General features: G+C 57.3%; 15 protein-coding genes. 7 read left to right on the forward strand and 8 right to left on the reverse strand.

Annotation, left to right across the window (positions count from 1 at the left end):
• The first annotated feature begins 52 nt into the window (after nucleotides 1–52).
• Complete coding sequence (locus CO675_RS27945; RefSeq protein ID WP_245452955.1) at nucleotides 53–1,180, forward strand: GFA family protein; 1,128 nt, start codon at nucleotides 53–55, stop codon at nucleotides 1,178–1,180.
• A gap of 23 nt (nucleotides 1,181–1,203) precedes the next feature.
• Complete coding sequence (locus tag CO675_RS27950; RefSeq protein WP_097675024.1) at nucleotides 1,204–1,881, forward strand: 2OG-Fe(II) oxygenase; 678 nt, start codon at nucleotides 1,204–1,206, stop codon at nucleotides 1,879–1,881.
• Nucleotides 1,882–2,098: 217 nt separating this feature from the next.
• Here CO675_RS27950 and CO675_RS27955 read toward each other — a convergent pair whose 3' ends face one another.
• The 8 genes from CO675_RS27955 to CO675_RS28005 all read right to left on the reverse strand — a co-directional run bounded on the left by CO675_RS27955 (nucleotide 2,099) and on the right by CO675_RS28005 (nucleotide 14,791).
• Entirely contained in the window at nucleotides 2,099–3,400 is a 1,302-nt protein-coding gene (locus CO675_RS27955) for a preATP grasp domain-containing protein (protein ID WP_245452956.1), read from the reverse strand.
• Between the two features lie 184 nt (nucleotides 3,401–3,584).
• Nucleotides 3,585–5,120: a class I adenylate-forming enzyme family protein gene (locus tag CO675_RS27960; protein ID WP_198964771.1), complete on the reverse strand. Its 1,536-nt coding sequence runs from the start codon at nucleotides 5,118–5,120 to the stop codon at nucleotides 3,585–3,587.
• A 1,382-nt stretch (nucleotides 5,121–6,502) separates the two neighbouring features.
• Nucleotides 6,503–7,627, reverse strand: a complete 1,125-nt coding sequence (locus CO675_RS27970) for a M20 family metallopeptidase (protein WP_097675027.1) — start codon at nucleotides 7,625–7,627, stop codon at nucleotides 6,503–6,505.
• 764 nt (nucleotides 7,628–8,391) lie between these two features.
• Nucleotides 8,392–8,916, reverse strand: coding sequence for a flavin reductase family protein (locus CO675_RS27980; RefSeq protein WP_245452957.1), 525 nt, complete (start codon nucleotides 8,914–8,916; stop codon nucleotides 8,392–8,394).
• Nucleotides 8,917–9,625: 709 nt separating this feature from the next.
• Nucleotides 9,626–10,627 (reverse strand): anthranilate phosphoribosyltransferase, encoded by a 1,002-nt coding sequence (gene trpD, locus CO675_RS27990; RefSeq protein ID WP_097675030.1) that lies wholly within the window; start codon nucleotides 10,625–10,627, stop codon nucleotides 9,626–9,628.
• A gap of 580 nt (nucleotides 10,628–11,207) precedes the next feature.
• Nucleotides 11,208–12,815 (reverse strand): acyl-CoA carboxylase subunit beta, encoded by a 1,608-nt coding sequence (locus CO675_RS27995; RefSeq protein ID WP_502693415.1) that lies wholly within the window; start codon nucleotides 12,813–12,815, stop codon nucleotides 11,208–11,210.
• A gap of 1 nt (nucleotide 12,816) precedes the next feature.
• Complete coding sequence (locus tag CO675_RS40700) at nucleotides 12,817–13,320, reverse strand: acyl-CoA carboxylase biotin carboxyl carrier protein subunit (RefSeq protein ID WP_158231318.1); 504 nt, start codon at nucleotides 13,318–13,320, stop codon at nucleotides 12,817–12,819.
• A 1-nt stretch (nucleotide 13,321) separates the two neighbouring features.
• Nucleotides 13,322–14,791, reverse strand: coding sequence for an acetyl-CoA carboxylase biotin carboxylase subunit (locus CO675_RS28005; RefSeq protein ID WP_097675032.1), 1,470 nt, complete (start codon nucleotides 14,789–14,791; stop codon nucleotides 13,322–13,324).
• Nucleotides 14,792–15,640: 849 nt separating this feature from the next.
• Between CO675_RS28005 and CO675_RS28015 the strand changes: the two genes are divergently transcribed.
• From CO675_RS28015 to CO675_RS28025, 5 genes are all read left to right on the forward strand, one after another.
• Nucleotides 15,641–15,859 carry a hypothetical protein gene (locus CO675_RS28015; RefSeq protein ID WP_097675034.1) on the forward strand — a complete coding sequence of 73 codons (219 nt, stop codon included), beginning with the start codon at nucleotides 15,641–15,643 and terminating at the stop codon, nucleotides 15,857–15,859.
• A gap of 1,762 nt (nucleotides 15,860–17,621) precedes the next feature.
• On the forward strand, nucleotides 17,622–17,792 hold the full coding sequence (locus CO675_RS40705) for a hypothetical protein (RefSeq protein WP_158231319.1): 171 nt from the start codon (nucleotides 17,622–17,624) through the stop codon (nucleotides 17,790–17,792).
• A 33-nt stretch (nucleotides 17,793–17,825) separates the two neighbouring features.
• A complete protein-coding gene (locus CO675_RS41130; protein WP_198964769.1) occupies nucleotides 17,826–17,996 on the forward strand; it encodes a hypothetical protein in 171 nt (56 codons plus the stop codon).
• A gap of 77 nt (nucleotides 17,997–18,073) precedes the next feature.
• Nucleotides 18,074–18,397, forward strand: coding sequence for a DUF7694 domain-containing protein (locus tag CO675_RS42040; RefSeq protein ID WP_502693416.1), 324 nt, complete (start codon nucleotides 18,074–18,076; stop codon nucleotides 18,395–18,397).
• Nucleotides 18,398–19,103: 706 nt separating this feature from the next.
• Nucleotides 19,104–19,814 carry a YopT-type cysteine protease domain-containing protein gene (locus CO675_RS28025; RefSeq protein WP_283808129.1) on the forward strand — a complete coding sequence of 237 codons (711 nt, stop codon included), beginning with the start codon at nucleotides 19,104–19,106 and terminating at the stop codon, nucleotides 19,812–19,814.
• Nucleotides 19,815–20,999 lie beyond the last annotated feature (1,185 nt).

Consider the following 20,999-nt stretch of genomic DNA (forward strand, 5'->3'; position numbering starts at 1 on the left):
TCAAGCGTCGCAAGTTCAACTGGATCGACCTTCGCAGATATTCTGCGAGTACTTGACTGAGCAAGCGCGAAATCTGTTTGGCCTGCATCCGTTCGCTGCGGAGATGTCTAAACGCCAAGTTGCGAGCTTGCTGCCGGAATACTTGGCGATGTCACAGGCGTTCCCTTACCTGCAGGCAGGTTCGCAAAAGGATCTCATATTTGATGCGATGCGTCGCAACCGAGACCTTCCTAGGGATGTTGAACTAACCAGCGTGGTCGCAAATTTCATCTGTTGGGATGAGACGGGCGGATATGGCCGGGTTCTCCGAGGCGGCAAGGCGGCGCTACCCGATATTCTGGCGACTGAAAATTTCCACTCAAACCTGCTTAGAAAGGATGCATCGCGACTACTCGGTAGAACAATACAGCCGAACTATAGCGCTATAACGAAGCGGTACCTGCATTCCCTCTATGCCGGATTGTCATCGACAGATCCGGTCGTGCGCTGCGCCTACATGGTCGCCTTTGAGCTGCATGCTGCGGAAATGATCCAGTCACTGTGGACCACTCTGGTCAAAACCTTTGATGCGCGGTCTGACGATCTGGAGTACTTCCGCAGTCATGTCGGCGGCGAGGATCCCGCCGAGAAGTATCACGGAGAGATGACAACCCGGCTCATTCGCGAACTTGTGCCTGCTGACGGTAATCGTCGTTTTTTGGATGAATTCGATCGAGCCTATCGGCTCAGCTTACAGTGGTGCTGCGATCTGCTGCAAACTGTCTCAATTGAGGAAGATGGCCTTGCGGAGATCGAACATCACGGCGGTTGTCATTGTGGTGCCGTCAAGTTCTACGTCCGAGCGCCGCGAGAGCTCTCCGCAGTTCGATGCACCTGCTCCATCTGCCAAATGTCCGAGTTTCTGCACCTGCTTGTACCCGGCGATAAGCTCAGAATTGAGTGTGGCGAAGAGTTTCTCAATACATATCAATTTAACAAGAATATCGCTCGTCACACGTTTTGCCGGATTTGCGGCGTAAAGCCATTCTATCGGCCGCGATCGAACCCCACGGGTTTCAGCGTAAACATTCGGTGCTTGGATAAGAGAACGATCGAAAACATAACAATAGAAGAGTTCGATGGCGAGCATTGGGAGGAAGCGTTCCGCCCGACGCACGAGGATTGGGAAGCCACCCGTTAAGATCAAACTTGGAGTGAAGTCGCATGGCGCGCGCAATGAACGATAGATCTCGTCTGCTTTCAGAAGAGGCTCTCACCAAATACCGTATAGAGCTATTGGTGAAGGGTACGGTCGTGATCGCCCCTCAGACATTGTTCACCCAAGATGATCTGGCGAGGATCGATCAGCTCCAGATGGAGATTCCCGAGGAAGAGGTGCGGGTGGGAGATGCCGGCGACTCGCACAACGTCTTCGTGAAGCGGGTGAGGGTAGATCCGCCGGGCCGCCCTCCGACCAATGTGCATGGCAAAGCTCCGGGGCAGATCATCGAATTGCTTGAGAGGAAAGACCGCAGCTTTGCGCTGAAAAAGATCTTGGGAGCAGCGTCAGATTACGTGATTCGCCGATGCCAAATGCATCGACTGCCTCCCGGTTCGTTCGTTGGCATCCACTTAGACGCTGAGAGCGACCCTGACTTCGAGTACTCCGTGATTGTGCAACTCGCGAGGGACTTTGAGGGTGGGGAGTTCGTGGTCTATCCGAACGCGTACGAACAGCAGGTATTTCGACCGCCGTTTGGGGCCGTGGTTGTCACCACATGTAAGATTCGACATGAGGTGAAGCCTGTGCACGCCGGGGAGCGCCGATCGCTGGTGTACTTCTGTTCAAAACGCGGCGGCGCGAATCGCCGGATCATCGAAAACACTGCTAACGGCCTGTGAGGACCGTTAGCGGAAACGGCTTCGAACGGGTTGAGGACGCGGGCCACCTTCTGGCAGACGCTGCCTAATTCGGAAGAGCGTGCCTTGAATCTTGGTTGGTCTACTTCGAGCGAAAACGGCAACTACTCACCTGACGTTCCCAGTAGCGGGTGTCAAGTACAGGTTCGGATACGGGGGCGGCGTCGAATGAATGGAGGAGTTTAAGAGGTCCGTGATCTCAGTTGGCCATTGCCAATAACCGGTGCTGCAGATCGCGGGCAGTTGACCTATCGCGCGCGATCACCAGGCACTCCACGGTGCCTGCCTCTTGATCGACGGCAAGCGGGATCACGCCCTCCTTGCGTGTGCCATCGAATAGAAATCCATACCTGACGAAGCGATCAAGCGCGGCCTGAAGAGAATATAATGGAACGTTTCTCACGGAAGAAATGACGTGGCGACTGGAATAGTCGGTGCCCAGCAGCCGGACGGCAATACTATGTAATACTGACCCTCCGCCCCACCGGCCGTTCGCTTCGTTAAAGAAAAGCCGGCCGTCGCTCGCGAAAATGCCATCAATGTTGATCATTCCGCGATATCCCAAGGTTCGCGCCAGCTCGACAAATCGGTAGGCGTGCGCCTGGGCAGCCAACCATTGCTCATTCGTCAGGTCGCTTGGAAGCTCGAGCCCTGTCCAGATGAGCGCTCGTTCGGATCGGTCTTCGCTGCGACGTAGACGGATGCTTCCACTGTTGATGAAAACGATGGAACCATCCTCCTCTATCTCATACTCAAGATAGAACGGAGCGCGAGCCAAGTGGTACGATTCAATGACCAATGTCTTGCATGATGCTGTGGTCATCTCAGACCAAAGTGCTTGAGGATCAAACGATGGCCAAGCAACTGTTCGGGTATCTCTCGCCCCAGGAAGTGCTCCACTTTCGTTGCCGGTCAGGATAACATTGCCGACCCCGCCCGCTCCATTATCCAACTTGACGATCACGTTGCCGGTCTGTGACCTCAAGGAGGTAACCGCCCTGAATAGTTCGTTTGGGTTCGTGGTCGCGCATCCACTGGGCAGTGGGAGCGCGACACTTGTCGCCAATTGACGGAAGTGGCTCTTGCGGTTCAAGAGATCCGGCCCTCGCTGCAAAGCGAATTCGTGCCCGCTCTGCGGGATGCCAAGCAGCGCCGCCAAGCGCGCTACGCCTTCACTAGAGTAGCAGGCAGATATTCTCCAAGTTGATTTCTGGCGAATATGGCTGTTGAGTCGCTCGACGAAAGCATTGGATAGCAGGGTGCAATCGTTGAGAATCAGCGATTCATGGGCGTCGTCAGGCACAAGCGTCGAGAGACTCGAGGCATCGAAATTGAGCGTCGCGCCGATGAAGGATAGCAGGTCTGCCGGGATTGCTACCGGAGAGACTATTAGGTCGCCCTCATGTGCAAACCAGGCAGACCGGCATGCGGAGTTGGCGGAAAGAGACAGTTGAGTTGCTGTTAGATCGCCACCGGACATTTGAGCTGTCCCGGCATTCATGATTAAGATCCGAGGCAACGACAATCTCCCAGACGCCTGGCGTGATTAAGCATAGACCGCCATGCGAGCAACGATGAGTTCGCCGCGACGCATGGTATGGAGGTGCCGACCGGAAGGCGGTATTGCGCTGCCTCGATATCTCCTGTGGTGTAGTCGGGAACTACGGCCAACCAATCCGCCGTTCTCAATTGCTGTCTCCTTCCGGGCTTGGCTGCGTATCGAGCTCTTTCAGCATGAAATGCTGGACCTTGCCCAACGGCGTCTTAGGCAGTTCGTGCGTGAATATGATTTCGCGCGGTACCTTAAAACGGGCGAGCTGCGATTGAACATGCGTCATCAGCGCTTCGGCTGCGATCCGGGACCCGGGTCGCCTGACCACATAGGCGATCGGGACTTCTTCCCAGCGTGGGTCCGGTCGACCGACGACGGCGCATTCGGCGACATCCGGATGGCCCATGAGCACACGTTCCACTTCCGCCGGATAGATATTCTCTCCGCCGGAGATGATGAGGTTCTTCTTGCGGTCACGGACCCAAAAATATCCGTCGGCATCGCAGCGGCCGATGTCACCAGTGCGATACCAACCGTCACTAAAGGCCTCACGCGTTGCCTCTTGATCGCCCCAATATCCGCAGAAGACGTTGGGCCCACGTATCGCGATCTCGCCTGGGGTCCCGGGCGGCAACTTGGTGCCCACATCATCGATGATGGCTGCTTCGCAGCAAAGGCCAGGCAGGCCGCTTGCGCCGTCAGGTGCGAGATCTGCGCCGAGCTTGGTATAGACAGCGATGGGAGAGGTCTCGGTCGCACCATAAACCTGTAAGACTGGCACTCCGCGCCTCGCAAAGCGCTCGACAAGGCGCTGAGGTACCATCGTCGATCCGGTACAGATTGCCTTGAGTGCGGATAAATCCGTGCTTGCCCATCGCGGATGGTCTGTGAGCGCTTGCATCATGGCAGGGACCAGGGCTGCAAGCGTGGGTCGGTCATGCTCGAATGCATCAAACGTTGCCTCTGGCGAAAAGCGGCTTTGGATAGTTACCGTCGCGCCATGATGCAAACCGGGGGTCGTTTGGATATTGAGGCCGCCGACGTGGAAGAGCGGCAAAACAGTCAGGGCGTGATCAGTCGAGGTTAGGTCATGCATGTGCTGACTCATAACCCCGTTCCACAGCAACGCGTCCTGACGCAGCACAGCGCCTTTAGGTCGCCCTGTCGTGCCCGAAGTATAGACGATCAGAACCGGGCAGGACAGATCCGCACCTGGAGTGGGTTCGTCACCACAGCATTCGTCCAGAACGTCGTCCAACTTGCTTCCGCCGGGCGGCGCGAAGTCCAGGCCGACGAGGCAGATGTCGGGGAGTTGCCGCGTCAGAGCCGGCAAGACGGCGTTAAATGCCTGTTCAAGCACGAGCACTTTTGCTCCGGAGTCGGAAAGAATGAAAAGCTGCTCGGCGGCCGCAAGGCGCCAATTCAATGGAACAAGGATTGCACCGAGCCGCGCGCAGGCATAGAGCAAGGTCAGATAGTCAGGCCGGTTGAGGCTGAGGATCGCGATCCGGTCACCCCTCTTGATGCCGAGTTGGCGCTTGAGGGCGTAGGTGACACGCCCGATCCGTCGATTGAAGCCCGAGTAGCTCAGAGCGTGTCCCTCGAAACGGATCGCGGCTTTGTCGGGAGCATACGCAGCGTTGCGCTCGATCAATGTGCAGAGATCCAAACTCATCCTCCGTGAGCTTCGCAAGAGACGCTGGTTCCGATGTCGTTCAGCTGGAGTTCGGATCTACTTCGCCAGACCTCGATTGAGTGCTTCCGGTACCCATTGTCCAGATTATGATCCCGCGGCCCGAGCAGGACGGAGCGGTTCTTGATGGCTATCATGGGGAGCGAACGATCGACACTGTTCGAGGTATCAGGCACTTGATCCACTTGCTCGCTCGGAAGCAGTCGTGTGCATCTGCCCGTAGTGATAGGTGCACCATGACGACTGTTTCTTGCCTGGTCTTTGACATACAGGCTCGCCGCACATATATGCCGACCTTGGATCTCCATCTTTGAAGCCGACAATGGCTCGGCATTGGCCTTCAATGTGGTCGATAAGCAGGACCTTCTTGACGCCGTCCGGTTCTTTCAACTTGCTGCTCCGCGATATCGCGCCATCGCTTCGGATGCCGCGCCAGTCACGCCGAGCGACACTTGCAACTCAAGTTTCTTGAAAAGATCCGCAGTCGCATGGGCCGTCGCACACTTGCCCGAAGAAAAGCTCCCACCAGCATCGGGAAAGTGGTGTGAATCGAACCAAATGCTGGTTCTGCGAGCTGAGTGCGGTACGGTCGTCTTGCCGTTCGGTTGCAAATGCGGGAAGCGGCGGCGCCCTGCGAGGGCTCGCGATCGAGGTGTACGCTGATCCTTTCCGGCATCGTCTCGCTGGCGCCTCGCTCTGGGACAGCCGCATAGTATTGGTTCTGGAATGCCGAGGCGTTCACAACTAACTGCGAGCCGCGGTGCTGCGATCAAGACTCGCTGCACGAGCATCTCGACCGATTTGCTGTCGAGAATGACGATCATGACCAACGCTCAGCGTATGTTCTGACGAGGTGAGACATTCGTATCCTTCACGATTCCGACGGCAGACGAAGACTCGCGTCGTTTTAGGGATCGTACAACTTAACGTTACGTCCGATTCAAGCCCTTTTGGGCAACCCGCGGAACATGCCAAAGCTCTCAGGCTTGCCGGTAAGGCGCTGCCAAGCGGTGTCATGTCGACAGCAATTCTGCGCCAGGGTCTGCGTCAGAAAGTCGCTTGGGACGAGGTTCGCAAGCGACGAGGCCGTTGTCGAAAAGCCCACGCTTTCGCGAACGGGCATCCGTCGTCTTTCCCAGCCATAGCAGATATAACGTCCGCGGTGCCGTTATTGAATGCTTCACGGCGCATCTGTCGGGCGCTGACGCGGCAAGCCCAGGACAAGATCCGACGATTGTGTTCGACAAGTCGGCTTGATGGTAGCTGACCTCTTTGCGCTGTTCGAGCGAGCCACGCGAATGTGCGAGCGTGCCGTCAACCGGTGCACGTCGCGGTCGCGGGGTCCACTGGAGCGAAGATCATTGCAGCGTCTGATAGAGGCGATAGAGCAGCCGGGCGCGCGGCTCGATCGACGAAATGTAGAGTTGCTCATAATGCGTATGGGCGCCCTTGCCGTCGACGCCGAGACCGTCGAGGGTTGCGGTATGCGGCGCGGTGAAATTGCCGTCCGAGCCTCCACCGCTGAATACATCGAACAGCTTGAAGCCGAGCTCGGCAGCAAGGCTCCTGGCGTGTTCGTAAAGTGCGGCGCCGGCGTTGCTCTTTTCATACGGTGGACGGTTCAATCCGCCGATAACCTTCACGCTGACACCATGGGTGCGTGAGGTGATGCCGAGGATCTTCGCAACCAACTCGTCGGCGTTGGCCATGGTCGGCACCCGCATATCGACTTCCGCATAGGCTTCCTCGGCGATCACGTTGGACTTGGTGCCGCCACGGACGACGCCGACATTGACGGTGACGCCGCGCCTAAGATCGTTCATCGCCTCCAGTGTCTGGATCACATTGCCAAGTTCCCGGATCGCGCTGCAGCCATCTTCGGGGCGCGCACCGGCGTGGGCCGGCGTGCCCTTGACGAAGACCTCAAAGCGCGCAACGCCTTTGCGTCCGGTGACGATCTTGCCGCCCTCGCGCGCGGGTTCGGTCACCAGCACATACTTGGCCTTGCGGCCCTCGGCCTCGATCAATGCCCGCGAGGTCGGGCTACCGATTTCTTCGTCCGATACGTAAAGCTGGGTGACGCCAAGCGGAGGGCGGACATCATCGGCACAAACCTGCCGGAACGCGTGATACGCGAGATAGGCACCGCCCTTCATGTCATAAATGCCAGGGCCGAATGCCCTGTTGCCCTCGACTTTGAACGGCAGGCGCTCGATGAACCCCATCGGATGAACTGTGTCGAGGTGGCTCAGCACGAGAATGCCCGGTACGCCTTGGCCCCAGGACGAGCGTGTGACCAAATGATCGCCGCAGCCCTCACGTCCCGCAATGCGGTCGACGCTGACCGACAAGTCACGATAGCTCGACGCGACGAGATCAGCCAGTTTATTGACCTGATCCGGCCGTTCCGTTGGAGACTCGATCTCGACCCAGCGACGGATGCCGTCGAGAATCACCGCGGCTTCGAATGGATTGCTGGACATAGATCTGACGCCCTTCGAATTTGACTTTCATTGTTCGCAGAAAATCGTGATAGAATCCATTGGATCGCATCATGATCTAACGCGAAGACCTTCAGAGTCGCCAACGTTGTGGGTCAGCTGAGCCTCTGAAGTCTAAGTCTTGCCGCAGGCAATGATGCTACGCCGGTTGAAATAAGCAGCTACCAAACTTGGTAGGATCCAACATGCAAGCTCGAGAGCCGTTAGCTGTCTCATGAACTGTGGCTGTTCTGATCAATTCCTCCGATAGTTGCGCAGCTTGCATTCCCAATACTCGTCCGTGAAGATGTCTGTGGGCACTGGCCTTGAACACGTCGATGCCAAGGCCGGCGACGAGATCAGTGGCGTCTACCGGTGCGCATGCCGACGCAAAATAGCGGTTCGGTTCGCCATCGAGCAATCGTGAGCTCGTGCTCGAGGTGGAACCCGGCGTCGCGCGTTTTTATACTCACTTCGCAAGATGAGTATAATCCCGGTTAACCTCGGCTTGGGGGGCGAATCAGCGCGTCCGATTCCGACCTCTTGTGCCAAGCCCGCTCTGGCGCGTTCTTGTTCGCATCAATATGTCGTCCAGCTTGAGCGGGTAGCTCACCTTTTGTGCTGGCGTGGGGATCGCGGCTCGCGGGAAAATACGATAGGTGCCTTCGTGACGCAGATCATGAAATTGCAGGTCATCGATCTTTAACGTGTCGCAGGCTCGCGTGAACGCCGCACTCACCGAACGGTGCCTTTAAGAGAAATCGCGCTCAATCAAGCAGCAAGGTTCGAAGCGCGCCCCGGAAGTTGATCAATGGATCGCCGTGGCCGACCCGGGTCGCGACAATTCGTCCGATAAAGATGGTATGTGTGCCAATCACCTTGTGGTCGTACAGAACGCATTCGAGCGCACAAAACGCGTTCAGCAATAGCGGTACATCGAGGACGCCCTGCTTCCAGGGCGCGGTATCGAAGCGGTGAACACCTTTCGCACCCTCCTGACCGCCAAAACGTAGCGCAAGGTCCTCCTGGTCACTGCGCAGAAGACTGACTCCAAAGCTGCGACTGGCGAGTACCCCGTCATGCGTCTCGGAGCCGACTTTTATGCCAACGAGCAGGCACGGTGGCTCCATGCAAATGGAGGTCACCGAACTAACCGTCAGTCCACGTCGTTCGGCGGCCTTTCCGGTCGCCACGATGGCGACACCGCTCGCCAGATTTCGCATGGCCTGACGGAACTCGGTCGCTTGGACAGATGGAATATCCCGAATCCTAGGAGGGGACTGGTGGCTCATGACCTGCCTCTGGAGTTTTACTCCAATTTTCGGTGTCTCCGTTACGCGCAGATGACCTTGATTCCTTTGCGCCTGCTATTGGGCGCACGGTGTCGCATTGCGCAACCAATGGCTGCCCCTCTCGCCGAGCAGCTCAACGCGAGGAAGTTTTCTACTTGGGAGTGCCCTGTTGATGCACGTGTCAGCGGCGATTCGGCCCGCTGCGTCGATCGCGACCGCGAACAGTCCGGCCGGATGTTTTTCGCTTGTAGCAGCATAGGCACGCTAATTTACTCTCAACAGAACACGCTTTTTCGCATCGAGAAGATGCCCATCTAGCGTCGCGTGCAGCGCACCTCGTAGCTCCGGCGGGATCGAGCCGTCTGTGTCGATCAATTCCCGAAACTTTCGAATGATGTGTTCTATCGTTGCAATAGATCCGAGTGTTTCCATATCCTGTGAGGACATTCCCGATGATCTCCTTTTGCGCAGCGCACGAGCGCTTCGTCGCGGTCCCCGACTTCAGCTGAGTGCCGCAACAGGCTCTTGCCGATAAAGAAGGGGGCTCTCGCGCCGCGTGGTTAAGGCGAATTGTTTGATCAGTACGCGGACAGACGGCAACACCGTCTTCGAAAGCTCGCAGAAGCAGCGCGCGTCCGCGGCTGCTATCCCTTCGCGCTTGTGAGCATTGGTCTTGATCAGAAAGTTGGAACATCGATCAACTCGGCTGTCACGCATTGGAAACCGTGATCAGTCGCTTCAGTCGGGCGGCCGCGGCGCCGCGATCAAGCGAATCCTTCCCAAGTGCAACGCCTTCCTGCAGCGTCGAGGCCCGGCCGGCTACAATCAAAGCCGCCGCCGCATTCAAAAGCGCGGCGTCGCGAAATCGACTTGGCGCACCATCGAGCATGCTTTGGAGCGCGTCGGCATCGCCGCCGTCCAGCGCTTCCTTGCGGCAGCGGCGGAGACCGGCTTCTTCCGGCGTCACTTCGAAGGTGCGGATTGTACCCGCCTCGAGCGCTGCAACAAAGGTCTGACCGGTAAGGGTAATTTCGTCGAGTCCGTCCGAGCCATGAACCACCCATACCGATTCCGCACCAAGATTCTTCAATACATACGCCAAAGGCTGGACCCATTCGCGAGAGAATACTCCGATCATCTGCCGCTTGACTCTGGCCGGATTGGACAGAGGTCCGATTAGATTGAAAATCGTGTGGGTCCCAAGCGCGGTCCGAATCTGGCCAACGCGGTGCATCGCCGGATAATGGGGCGCCGCAAACATGAAGCCGATGCCAGCTTCGTGCACGCAACGCGCAACCGCCTCAGGCTCAAGGTCGATCTTGACGCCGAAGCGCGCCAACACGTCTGCGGCAAGCGAACCTGAGGACGCAGCGCGGTTGGCGTTCTTGACAACAGGAACGCCGGCCCCGGCAACAATAAAGGAGGCGCATGTCGACACGTTAACCGACCACATGGGGCCTTCGCTCGTGCCAGTGATATCGATGGGATCGCATGCCGCCTCGACCCGCGGCATTCTATCCCGAATCGCCGAGGCTGCACCGGTAACTTCTTCGACCGTTTCGCCGCGAACCCGCATTCCCATCAACAAGCCGCCGATCTGAGAAGGGGTTGCGTGTCCCGACATCATGCTGTCGAAGGCTAACGCGGTTTCCTCACGCGTCAGAGTGGCGCCGCTGGCAACTTTGCCAATGATCGATTTGAGCGCTTCCATCGAACTTTCCACGATCCCTGTCCAAAGCTGAGGCTGTCCGTTCAACGGGGGGGGCGTTGAAGAGACGTGACATTGGTGCATCGAAGCAGCTGCCTGCCTCCTGGGCGGCTGATACTTCATTGGCCCGTGCGTATCGGTCGGTTGGGCGCGGGGCCCTGGGTGAGGCTACAATCTGACGCTACGTGAGGGTCAAGCTCTCCATTTTTTGGTGCTGTTAGGACAGCTCATCGGCCGATCAGAATAGTGCAGGCGCGCGGACGCAAGCGCCAACGTAAATGTCTCGCGCCGGTGCTTGTCGAGGCTGTCTCTTGATCGTGGTGTTCCGATCCGGTCCACGGAAGCGTTCGGCCTGCGGGCGCCGCGTCGTCGAGCGTTGAAGCCAGCTTCCATTACCTGTTTCGGGTCGAAGCCCGACCTCATGGCTACCAGAAAACAGCCGGCCAGATTGCAGGAGAAGGTGCACCGAACGTCACGAACACCATGCTCTACTGCTTTCACGGATTGGCCGTCATCGAACTCTACCTGCTGACGGTTGCGGAAGGTGGTATGTCTCAAGCCGCATCTCGTGTTCGGTCCTGCCTTATAGCCGGAACACGCCATACTGCGGTACGTCGATCGGCGCATTGAGCGACGCGCTCAATGTAATTGCGAGGGCGGTTCTGGTGTCGACAGGATCCAGGATGCCGTCGTCCCAGATTTCGGAGGTCGCATAATAGGCGCTCGATCGTTCGTGATATTCTTCAAGAATTGGCTCTCGAATGGCTGCCAGTTCCTGCTCGGAGAGGCGTCCGCCCGCGCGAGCCAACTGTCGCGCCTTGACGTGGGTGAGAACGCCTGCGGCCTGCTCAGCGCCCATCGCGGATATCTGGGAATTAGGCCAGCTGAACACAAATCGAGGATCAAACGCGCGTCCTGACATAGCGTAAGTGCCCGCACCGTGCGAGCTATTGCAAACGATCGTAAACTTTGGCACGGACGCTCCGGACACCGCCATGATCAGCTTAGCGCCGTCCTTGGTGATCCCACGCCGCTCATATTCGCGGCCAACCATGAAGCCCGTGACATTCTGCAGGAAGAGCAGGGGGGTCCGATTCTTGTCGCATAATTGGATGAAATGAGCGCCCTTCAGCGAGCTATCGCTGAACAGCACACCATTATTGGCAAGGATCCCGACTTGATATCCATGAAGCCGCGCAAAGCCACATACAAGTGACGTGCCATAACGCGGTTGGTACTCATGAAATCGGCTGCCATCGACGAGACGAGCGATGATCTCTCGCATGTCAAACTGCGCTCGGGCGTCCTTTGGAATGATACCGTAGAGTTCGCAAGCACTGTAAGCGGGAGGCTCAGGAGCCACTCGATCGATCCTAGTTTTCGCCGGTTGGCGGAACCGAGCGACGACGTCGCGGGCAATCGCAATTGCATGCATCTCGGAGCTTGCGACGTAATCACTGGTGCCCGACACGTTGCTATGCATGAGGGCGCCGCCCAAATCTTCGGCCGACACGTGTTCTCCCGTGGCAGCCTTTACGACCGGGGGGCCGCCGAGAAAAATCGCTCCCGTACCTTCGACCATAATGTTGTATTCACTAAGCGCAGGGACGTAGGCCCCTGCCGCGGTGCAGTGGCCCATGACGATGGCGACCTGCGGCACTCCCATCTTCGAGAGAATGGATTGATTCCGGAGTATTCGACCAGCGTGGTAGCGATCCGCAAAGAATTCGGCCTGCAAAGGCAGGAACCCGCCGGCGCAGTCGCACAGATGAACCACCGGCAGACGGTTTTCGATGGCGATATCTAGGGCCCGCACAATCTTCTTGACCGAGAGCGGATACCATGCGCCGCTTTTCACGCTGGCATCGTCGGCATGAACAATCACCTCCCGACCCGCTACAATGCCGATGCCGACGACCTGCGCGGCGCTGGGCACCTCGCCATCATACGCCTTGTTGGCGGCCAGCGTGGAAAGCTCTAGGAACGGAGTTTCCGGGTCGAGCAAGGCTGCGAGCCGTTCGCGAACAAACAGTTTGTTCTGTCGACGCAGTCGCTCGAAGTCCCGTTCTGGCCGGTGGAAGCGGGCAGCGCGTTGCCGTTCCTTCAATTCGGCCGCAAGCTGTCTGTTGTGGAAATCGTTGCGGCGAAACGCTTGTGAGTTAACGTCCGCTACGGAACCGATCCGCTGCATTTCAGCGCCCTTCTTCGGAGAGCGTGACCAGCTCAGCGTCATGCTCGAAGCTTTCGCCTTCCTTGACGTGGATCCGATCGACGATGCCGTCCTGCGGTGAGCGTATCACCGTCTGCAGCTTCATGCTCTCGATCATCATCAGTGCCATTCCCGCCGAGACTGATTGGCCAGGCGAAACGGTAGTCGCAACAACTACGCCAGGCATCGGCGCACGGGCGATTAGCGGGCGTGTTTCGTCATTTGCGGAAGTGAGCGCTCGCAATGGGTCATTGTAGCGCACAATGCGGGTTCTGCCGCGTATATGCAGATGAATCAGATCGCCATCTATGGCGAACCTGACCGGTTCGCTTTCCCCCGCAATGGTCAGGATGCCGCTGCTTTCACCGTGATGCGTGAACGCGACGGGGGCAACCACTCGGTCGCGCAAATGAAGCCGGTAGCCCTGCTGGCTGGTTGAAAGCCATAGCCTATGGTCTACGCGGTCAACCTCGAATGAGTGATACACGTCAATTTCTCCAGCTGCCAAATGCTGCGTGAAGCTCGGGCACGGCGTCAGCGGAAGCACGCACCGGTCTCGTCAGGAGAGCGGCGGATGCCAGGAACGCAGACAATCCGGTAGCAAAATTGTCCGTTGCAAGATGCGGGTTTTCTTCAAGGTATCCCGTATGGAACTGACCGCCGAGAAATGCCTCGTCAGCTAGGATCCGGGCGAGCAAGCTTGCATTGGTCTCACACCCAAGTAGAACAAGTTCTCGAACCGCGCGATGGGCTTTCATAGCAGCCTCTATGCGGCTTGGGGCATGCACGATAATCTTTGCAAGCATCGGATCGAACGCCGCCGTGATGTGCTGACCTCGCATGATGCCGCTGTCGATCCGTACGCCGTCCGGATACTCGAGAAGAAGCACTTTACCAGTGGTTGGAACGTATCCGCGTTCGGGAGCCTCCGAGTATAGCCTGAGCTCGATCGCATGCCCGTTCGAAGCAATATCGGATTGCGAAAGCGCGAGTTTGCGGCCGGCTGCGGCATAAACCTGTTCGGCGATCAGGTCGACACCAGTGACCATCTCGGTCACTGGATGCTCGACTTGAAGGCGGGTATTCATTTCGAGAAAGTAGAAGTCTCCTTCGCTGAGAATGAACTCAACCGTTCCAGCATTTTGATATTGCGCCGCACGGGCGATGCCGACCGCGGCTTCGCAGATCCGTGTCCGCAATTCTGGTGATAACGCGGGCGAGGGCGTCTCCTCTACGATCTTCTGGAAGCGGCGCTGCACCGAGCACTCGCGCTCAAAAAGATGGACTAGGTTACCGAAGGCGTCACCCAACACCTGTACTTCGATGTGCCGCGGGATTTCGAGATATCGTTCGACATAAAGTCGGCCATTTCCAAAGTAGCGACGCGCTTCACTGCGCGCCTGCTCGATGGCTGCTTCCAATGCATTTGGGTTGCGGACAATCCGCATGCCCTTGCCCCCACCGCCCCCCGTCGGCTTCACCAGCAAAGGAAATCCAACAGCTTGCGCTCTCGAAACGAATGTCGTCGGATCATCGTCTTCGATGGCGCAGGGAAGGACTGGAAAGCCGTTGCGCTGAACGAAGTTGCGGGCCCGGATCTTGTCCCCCATGAGTTCGATGGCTTCCGGAGCAGGCCCGATGAAGGTAATGCCTGCCTTGATCACAGCCCTGGCGAACTCCGCACTCTCGGAAAGCAATCCATAACCCGGATGCAGCGCCCCAGCGTTCGCCTTGCGAGCGGCAGCGATGATCTGCGCAATGTCCAAATAGCTCGCCACCGGCGTGCGGCCGCTGATCGGAATTGCCAAGTCGGCCATGGAGACGGCCGGGGTCAGGGCGTCTACCTCGTGGTAGACAATTGCCGAACGGAGTCCAAGCTTCCGCAACGTTTTGATGGTTCGTGCAGCTATCTCGCCCCTATTGGCGATTAGAACCGTATCGAAGGGTAATTTGTGCATTCGCCTATCCGGACAAGCACTGTGGCCAGAGCTTCTGTCAGTTGTGACCGATTGGTACGGCTTTCGACGGCCCGCGCTTGATCGCTTGCCTTCGTGGAAGATCAGGCTTGATCCATTTCTGAATGTGAACTGGCACGCTCACGGCCGGCGATCCCTCACTTTGAGTCACTGTTCGTCTTGCCAGTATCTCGAACGGAGATCACGTAGCGACACTGCTGGCTGAGGCTCGCTTGCTTTGATCGGAGACAAGACATAATGGCGGCACGATCAGGTATGTGGCTGCTGCACAGGCGGAACACGTCCTCCATGCAAGCCTCCTTCTCCTCCGGGGTCGGCGCTTGGTCGCGCGCATTCACCTGTCCGGGGATTGCGGCTGTCATTGCGACAGCAAGAGCGATAGCGCGGTAGTTGGCATTGAGAAGCGAAGCCAAACGGAGTCGTTGGTTTTGAGTCATGGTATCTTTCAAGCCGGTGGTGCAGCGGTTGTTGTTCGGCGCGCCAAACGCAAGATGACCTGACGACCGGAAAATGGGCCCGGGTGCGCGGTTCTCATTATCTGTCAGGAAGCGTCGAGATTGTCGAAGGTGGTCCCCACTTGTCTAGGACCGTACAATCTGACGCAACGAGCGATTCAAGCCCCTTCGTGGGCCAAATCGTCTGAAGATGTTTAAAATGCGCATATTCCGTCTTAGGCAGGACGCCTGCGCGACGGACTTCGGATGGAACAGTGCACACAGTATTGCTGTGCGGCGCCTATGCATGGCACCGCGGCGTAGCCAACGAGATGAGCCTCGCTGGTACGTAATTGTACGTAGCGCGGTTGTCGCATTTCCTTGATCTGAGAATTGCATGCTCGCCGCCATGAATCCAAAAAGCAAACTCTACGAGCCCAATCACTGGCGAGGCCGTGCGGAAGCAACGCGAAAGAAGGCGGAAGAACTCGCTTACGGCAAATCCAGAGATAGGCTTCTTAAGATTGCTATCGAATACGACAAGCTGGCTCTGCGTGCCCAAGATTGGCAGACGCGCCAAAACGAGAACGATGCGTTGTCCGACTATGAGTTGTGAGGGCTGGCTGCGCTTGGGCAAAGCGCCCGTGGGCATACCGGCTCGCAGTTTCATTGGTGGAGCAAAGGTCGCTCAGCGCGCTTGGCGCGGCCAAGTCTATTGCAAGTCTGTATGCGGGGTGAGCCGAGCCGTTCGGCAGGGCGACGAATCTCGGGGGAAAGGGACGAGGTGGCCGCGCGCAATATTTGGTATAACGGCCTGCTCCTGTTGCGATGGGATCGGGAGTGCTGGCGAGGCTGGGGACGCAATCCCTGTCGCCATCCTTGCGCAAGCTTCACAAAGCACGTTTCTGGCCTTAGTTGCGCATCTGGGCGCGGTAATAGCCGATGTCATCCGGCACGTTGGCGGGTCATGTCAGTCCGCTGATTCGAGGCGTTGCCCTGCTATCTCCGCCTCTTTCGTTTGCGTCGCGAGAGAGCCGCACGTCGTGTCTAGGTAGTCCGCCAAGTGTTGACTTGGACCAAGAAGGAAGAGATCTCCACTGCCAGACTGGCGGTTGCCTGCTTGATCCTCGGCACGATTCGATCGGAACAGTCGCGGCATACGAGTGGTCGAGAAGCGCTCGTGTGCCGCACTATTTGTCGAGACATCGTCGTCGATTCTGTATCGCTCATAGGAGCGCTGCGACGAGCCAGCAAATACTGGCCCAGAGCAGCGCGTTTAGGAGCAACCCAAGCAGTGGCCACAGGTTCCATTTCGTTTGCGTCGGCCAAGATCCGCAATCACCGCCATAATGCTTGATCATGGGGTGCTTTGGTGTGCGCCAGTGCATCATTCATCCCACGATGCGCTGGCCCACGGAAGCGGGCTCGCGTTTGGTTGTCTCGTATCACTCATGAGTTTCGCGATCTTCCTTCAAGGCTCGAGTGTCAGAATTCCGTCCGTATCGTCGCTCAGACGAAAACCCCGCGAATTGCCGGCCTGCTCGGCGCTTCAGCGTTCCGGACAGCACAAATAGCCCGTCGTCGATTGACGAGACCGGATATGGCCCGTCCTGTTTGCTTCGTTTTCCTGACCGCAGCAATCAGCATGCCACGAACGGAGATGTACCGGCGCCGCTTTGACAAAAGAAAAATGCAACTTGTCCAGTTCAGCGCCATTGTCTAGCTGCCCTTAGTCGAATTCGCGACACCGATGTCTGAATGCCAACGCCAGGAGGTGCGTCGTCAGCGACAATGCGGTCCGAAAGATCGCCGTTAATCGCGATTGAGTCTGAGGCAGTACGCTAGGCCTAGTCTCCTTCCCTGACCGCTAGCTGACGAAGAGCCCTGAGAGGGAAGAAAAATGATAAGATGTTGTCAGCTCACTCAATGACATGTTGGCTCAGCTGCGGCTTCGATGCGAGCTAGTTCGAGTTTGCGCTCTTGCAGCCTGACCATGGTCACATAGATGACGCATTGGCACTGTTTCAGACCGCGAGAAACGTGCGCTGCGACCTATCGAGTACCCACATGACAGCGCGGACCGACGCGCCGTCCTCTTCGAGTCATAGCGGCGGGAGCGCGCGGGTTTCGAGCCAGAATGGAATCTACAAGCAGGTATCACATGCGATCATATGAAGTTGCCGGGATGACGATCGGTTCATCGGCGATGATTTGATGGGCCATGATCGGCCTCGGTCCATTTCATATGCTCAATCAGATCACCGGCTGATCTGCACGGATAGGGCAATGATATCTGTTTGGACGTGCCAAGGCTCAAGGGCGGACCTGCCTGAAGGCCGGCGCTGTTCGGCGATGAGAGGCCAGGCTAGCCAGCATAAATGAGCGACATGGCCCTCGCGAGACTCGACGTGGCGACGGAATTGTCCATCGGGTCCGCCCATCGGGTCAACCATGGGTGTAACTTGCCGATTCGTATCGAGCGGATCGTGCGCAGCCTCGCAATCAAGGGGGCAATGAGCGTGTTCGTCGTGTCCTCAAACACGATGTGAGCGTTCGAAAACCAAGAATTAGGAGAGCAAGTGATGATGGACATCGGCGTATTTCTCAGCAGATGGTTCGCTGAAGAGTGGTTTTGGAACGCCGGGGTGAGGACCGAGCTGGCGCCGGTTGATCAGTTGCCAGACAACGTCATCTACGTCGACTTCAAAGCAATCCGCGAGGCAAAGGAGGGGACGTGCGAGCGCAGATCATAGAGAAGCTTGAGGCCGGCCGGGTAAAATACGGCCAGTTCGCCAGCGTTCCTGGATCAGGCCCTTGCGGCCTGTTTCTTGTGCAGGGACCCTGCGGGTGTGAACTCAAGATCAGTGGATTAGTTCGTCCTAGCTGGGAGCACGTCGCTGTCTCGACGGCGCGGCGTTGTCCAAACTGGGAAGAGATGTGCTTCGTAAAAGACCTGTTTTGGGATGAAGAGGAGTGCGTGATGCAATTGCATCCGCCTCTTTCGCAATATGTGAATAACAGCCGGTATTGCCTGCATCTATGGAGACCCACTGATCGAGACATCCCGATGCCACCGCCGAGCTTCGTAGGCATTGTTGGGCTAAGGCCGTCCGACGCGGCAATGTTGTTTGCGCGGATGAGTGCGACAGCATGACGAGTTGCATCAACAATGTCCGCGCAGAAGCGGGCGCTTGGTTAGCGCAGAAACGTCGGTTCTGCGCCGCCGGAAGGCAGCACGATTGCCGGACATGTCGGGCTTTTCTGCCAGTTGCAACGTGCCGGAGGGCAGCCGGAAATCCGGCTGCCGCACAGGTGGTCATTAAAGTGTACTGAATCGGCAAGATTTGCCTCATATGCATCACCGCGGCTGCTTTCATTGTGGGCAGCATGATGGGATTGGAATTAGGTTTTGGCGGCGTTCAAGCCAGTGCTTGTGGAAAGGCGCGTTGATCGGGGGGAGCAAAAACGGAAGTTGTATCGATGGATGGAACCGCTTCAAGTGGAGCCATGTGCTCGTCAGCCCCAGCCACCCGCCTGGAACAGAGCTGGCGATCAAAACGGTGTGCCTGCAATAGGGAGACATGGATCGATAACGGTTCCAAAATTGTCGGCTCGACAGCTAGTCGTCAGCTTGCGGCAGTATCCTTCAGAGGCAGAGCATGAGCATCCCGCACTCGCTCTGAGGAAACGTGCACTGATGAGACAGGCGAGCTATCATGTATAGTCGAGTGAGCGGACAATCCATTGGCTCCAATCGGGCTGATGAATCGGCTCAGTCGGTGGACAGTGGCAGCTTTGCGCAAGCACTTGCGGAATGCGCGCGACAGGAGGGCCTGTCAGATGGCGAGTCGCCCGACCAAATGGGGAACTGCTGCAGCAAGCCAGATACCTCAGACGCAAGTATTTACAGTCCAGGCCCCTCCGACCCAAGCACATCCTCCCTGTCCTCCGAATCCAGTCGATCCTCTCCGGCTCGGCCGATCCGTGATCTGTTCGATTACAGGACCGCGGAATTGCCTGAGGCCAATGTCAACGGTATCTGCGTTGGTTTGGTAGTGGAGTGGCTACTCAATCTCCACAGCAGCCCCTCATCCCGAATGAGCGCTCTGCACCCGGGCACCCAAAACCATGTTTCGGCGGCGGCGCGGCAGCGGCGATATGAAAGAATCAAAACTTCGTTGCGAAACGATGGGGCGGCCGGTTCTCACAACCTTCAGGCAAGAAGCGCAACGCTGCGTGAAGCGGATTTGCGGCCGTCCAACGAAGAGACGCGATATAGGTTTGGCTCATCTTCGCGCATTGCCCGGATAGTGGACAAAGTCACCGCCGATCCGTCGATCTATTTGATCGGCTTGCGTTTCGCCGCAGGTGGCAAACACACAATGGCAACGTCGACATCGAATGCAATGACGACCCTCTTCGACCCAAATTATGGGGAGTTTACTGTTCGGTCGGATCAGATGGATGAGGTATTCAAAAGTCTCGCCGAGCGTTACAGGAAGCCCCCGAACCGACATGAGATATCGACGGTCGTCACACAAAGGGTGGGGCTGAGGGTTCGGAGCTTTTAACCAACCTTGCCGTGTTCACCGGCCTTTCGCGGCGGGAAGACGATGGAGACCAACAGCAGCCACGTCAGTTTAAAAGCAAGCAGCTGTGGACTGCGAATCTGCTGCTTCAGCATGCGCAAACGAGTTGAAATGGAGCTCGCCGCGGCCTGGATCTTAGAGGTTCGCTTGATTGAAGGCCAAAAGTGAGAACTCGTGCATTCTTTGCGTGCGGGCGCTATAATTACGAATTCGGCCGGAATGTACGGAGCCTGTCGAGACAAAGTCATTGCTGGCGCGGGCGCGGCTGTCCCGCGGTCTGGATTGTCCGTGAACGCTGCTTCACGTGTTGAATACCAGCTTGCGAACGAACCCATCCAAAACCACCCTAAATCATCTGCCGCGTCAATACGTCTATTCTCAGCGTCTGGCGAGCATCATCATCGAGATCTTGCTTCGGCAGGCCGTGAAGTGTTGTTTTCCGACCCGTCGACATCTTCGGCAGGAACTGTCAGGTCACCTCGGCCTCTGGTTGAAGACGCATTCGTTTTGAGAAGCCATAGATGGCCTGAGACTCACGCCTCGTACGTCAAATTCCGGCCGACGACTGTCAATGCGGGAGCGTCGCGGCGTCTCAATAGCCGCTATCGCCGGCGTGCTATCGATCTGCGGTTGTCCGCGTGAATCGTACGACTCGTGTGAATTCAAACAAAATTCTGCGCTCCGGACCGGTCGACGCGCCAAGTCGTCGGCATCACCAGCTGGCTGCAGCTGCGGTAACGGTCGCGAAAAAAATGGAAACTCCTCTTCCTTCTCATCCGGCTTTACCGGCCCACTTGTGAGATTCGTGACCAATGTAGGAAAGTTGACGAAACGCAGGCGTGACAAGCCCCAGAATCAAGCATTTTCGGTTGGCGCGCCGTTTGCTTCGTTCACGGCGTCAGAACTGATCGCTTCCAAGCAGCGGTTGGTCAGGAGGTTACCTATGTTGCGAGCTGAGGTAGAGCGATACATCGAGTATCCCGCGAAACAGCGTCGTCTACTCTAAAATCTCAAACAGAACGCTACAGGTCTTCGACGTATGGAGACCAATTTGAGATACGCAATCGGACTGCGTCCATAACCCCATAAGTCGCATACGCCTTCGTGTCCCAGCGGCGATGTCTGGCACCTGTTTGGATGCTTCCAGATATGTGTTCATAGAAGTCA

Source organism: Bradyrhizobium sp. C9, from assembly GCF_002532045.1.
In the GTDB taxonomy this organism is placed as follows: Bacteria; Pseudomonadota; Alphaproteobacteria; order Rhizobiales; family Xanthobacteraceae; genus Bradyrhizobium.

Coding starts and splice junctions, on each gene's coding strand:
- CO675_RS27950 (WP_097675024.1), top strand. CDS start 1,204: ATGGCGCGCGCAATGAACGATAGATCTCGTCTGCTTTCAGAAGAGGCT.
- CO675_RS27955 (WP_245452956.1), bottom strand. CDS start 3,400: ATGAATGCCGGGACAGCTCAAATGTCCGGTGGCGATCTAACAGCAACT.
- CO675_RS27970 (WP_097675027.1), bottom strand. CDS start 7,627: ATGTCCAGCAATCCATTCGAAGCCGCGGTGATTCTCGACGGCATCCGT.
- CO675_RS27980 (WP_245452957.1), bottom strand. CDS start 8,916: ATGAGCCACCAGTCCCCTCCTAGGATTCGGGATATTCCATCTGTCCAA.
- trpD (WP_097675030.1), bottom strand. CDS start 10,627: ATGGAAGCGCTCAAATCGATCATTGGCAAAGTTGCCAGCGGCGCCACT.
- CO675_RS27995 (WP_502693415.1), bottom strand. CDS start 12,815: ATGCAGCGGATCGGTTCCGTAGCGGACGTTAACTCACAAGCGTTTCGC.
- CO675_RS28005 (WP_097675032.1), bottom strand. CDS start 14,791: ATGCACAAATTACCCTTCGATACGGTTCTAATCGCCAATAGGGGCGAG.
- CO675_RS28015 (WP_097675034.1), top strand. CDS start 15,641: ATGCTCGCCGCCATGAATCCAAAAAGCAAACTCTACGAGCCCAATCAC.
- CO675_RS40705 (WP_158231319.1), top strand. CDS start 17,622: ATGAGCGACATGGCCCTCGCGAGACTCGACGTGGCGACGGAATTGTCC.
- CO675_RS41130 (WP_198964769.1), top strand. CDS start 17,826: ATGATGGACATCGGCGTATTTCTCAGCAGATGGTTCGCTGAAGAGTGG.
- CO675_RS28025 (WP_283808129.1), top strand. CDS start 19,104: ATGGGGAACTGCTGCAGCAAGCCAGATACCTCAGACGCAAGTATTTAC.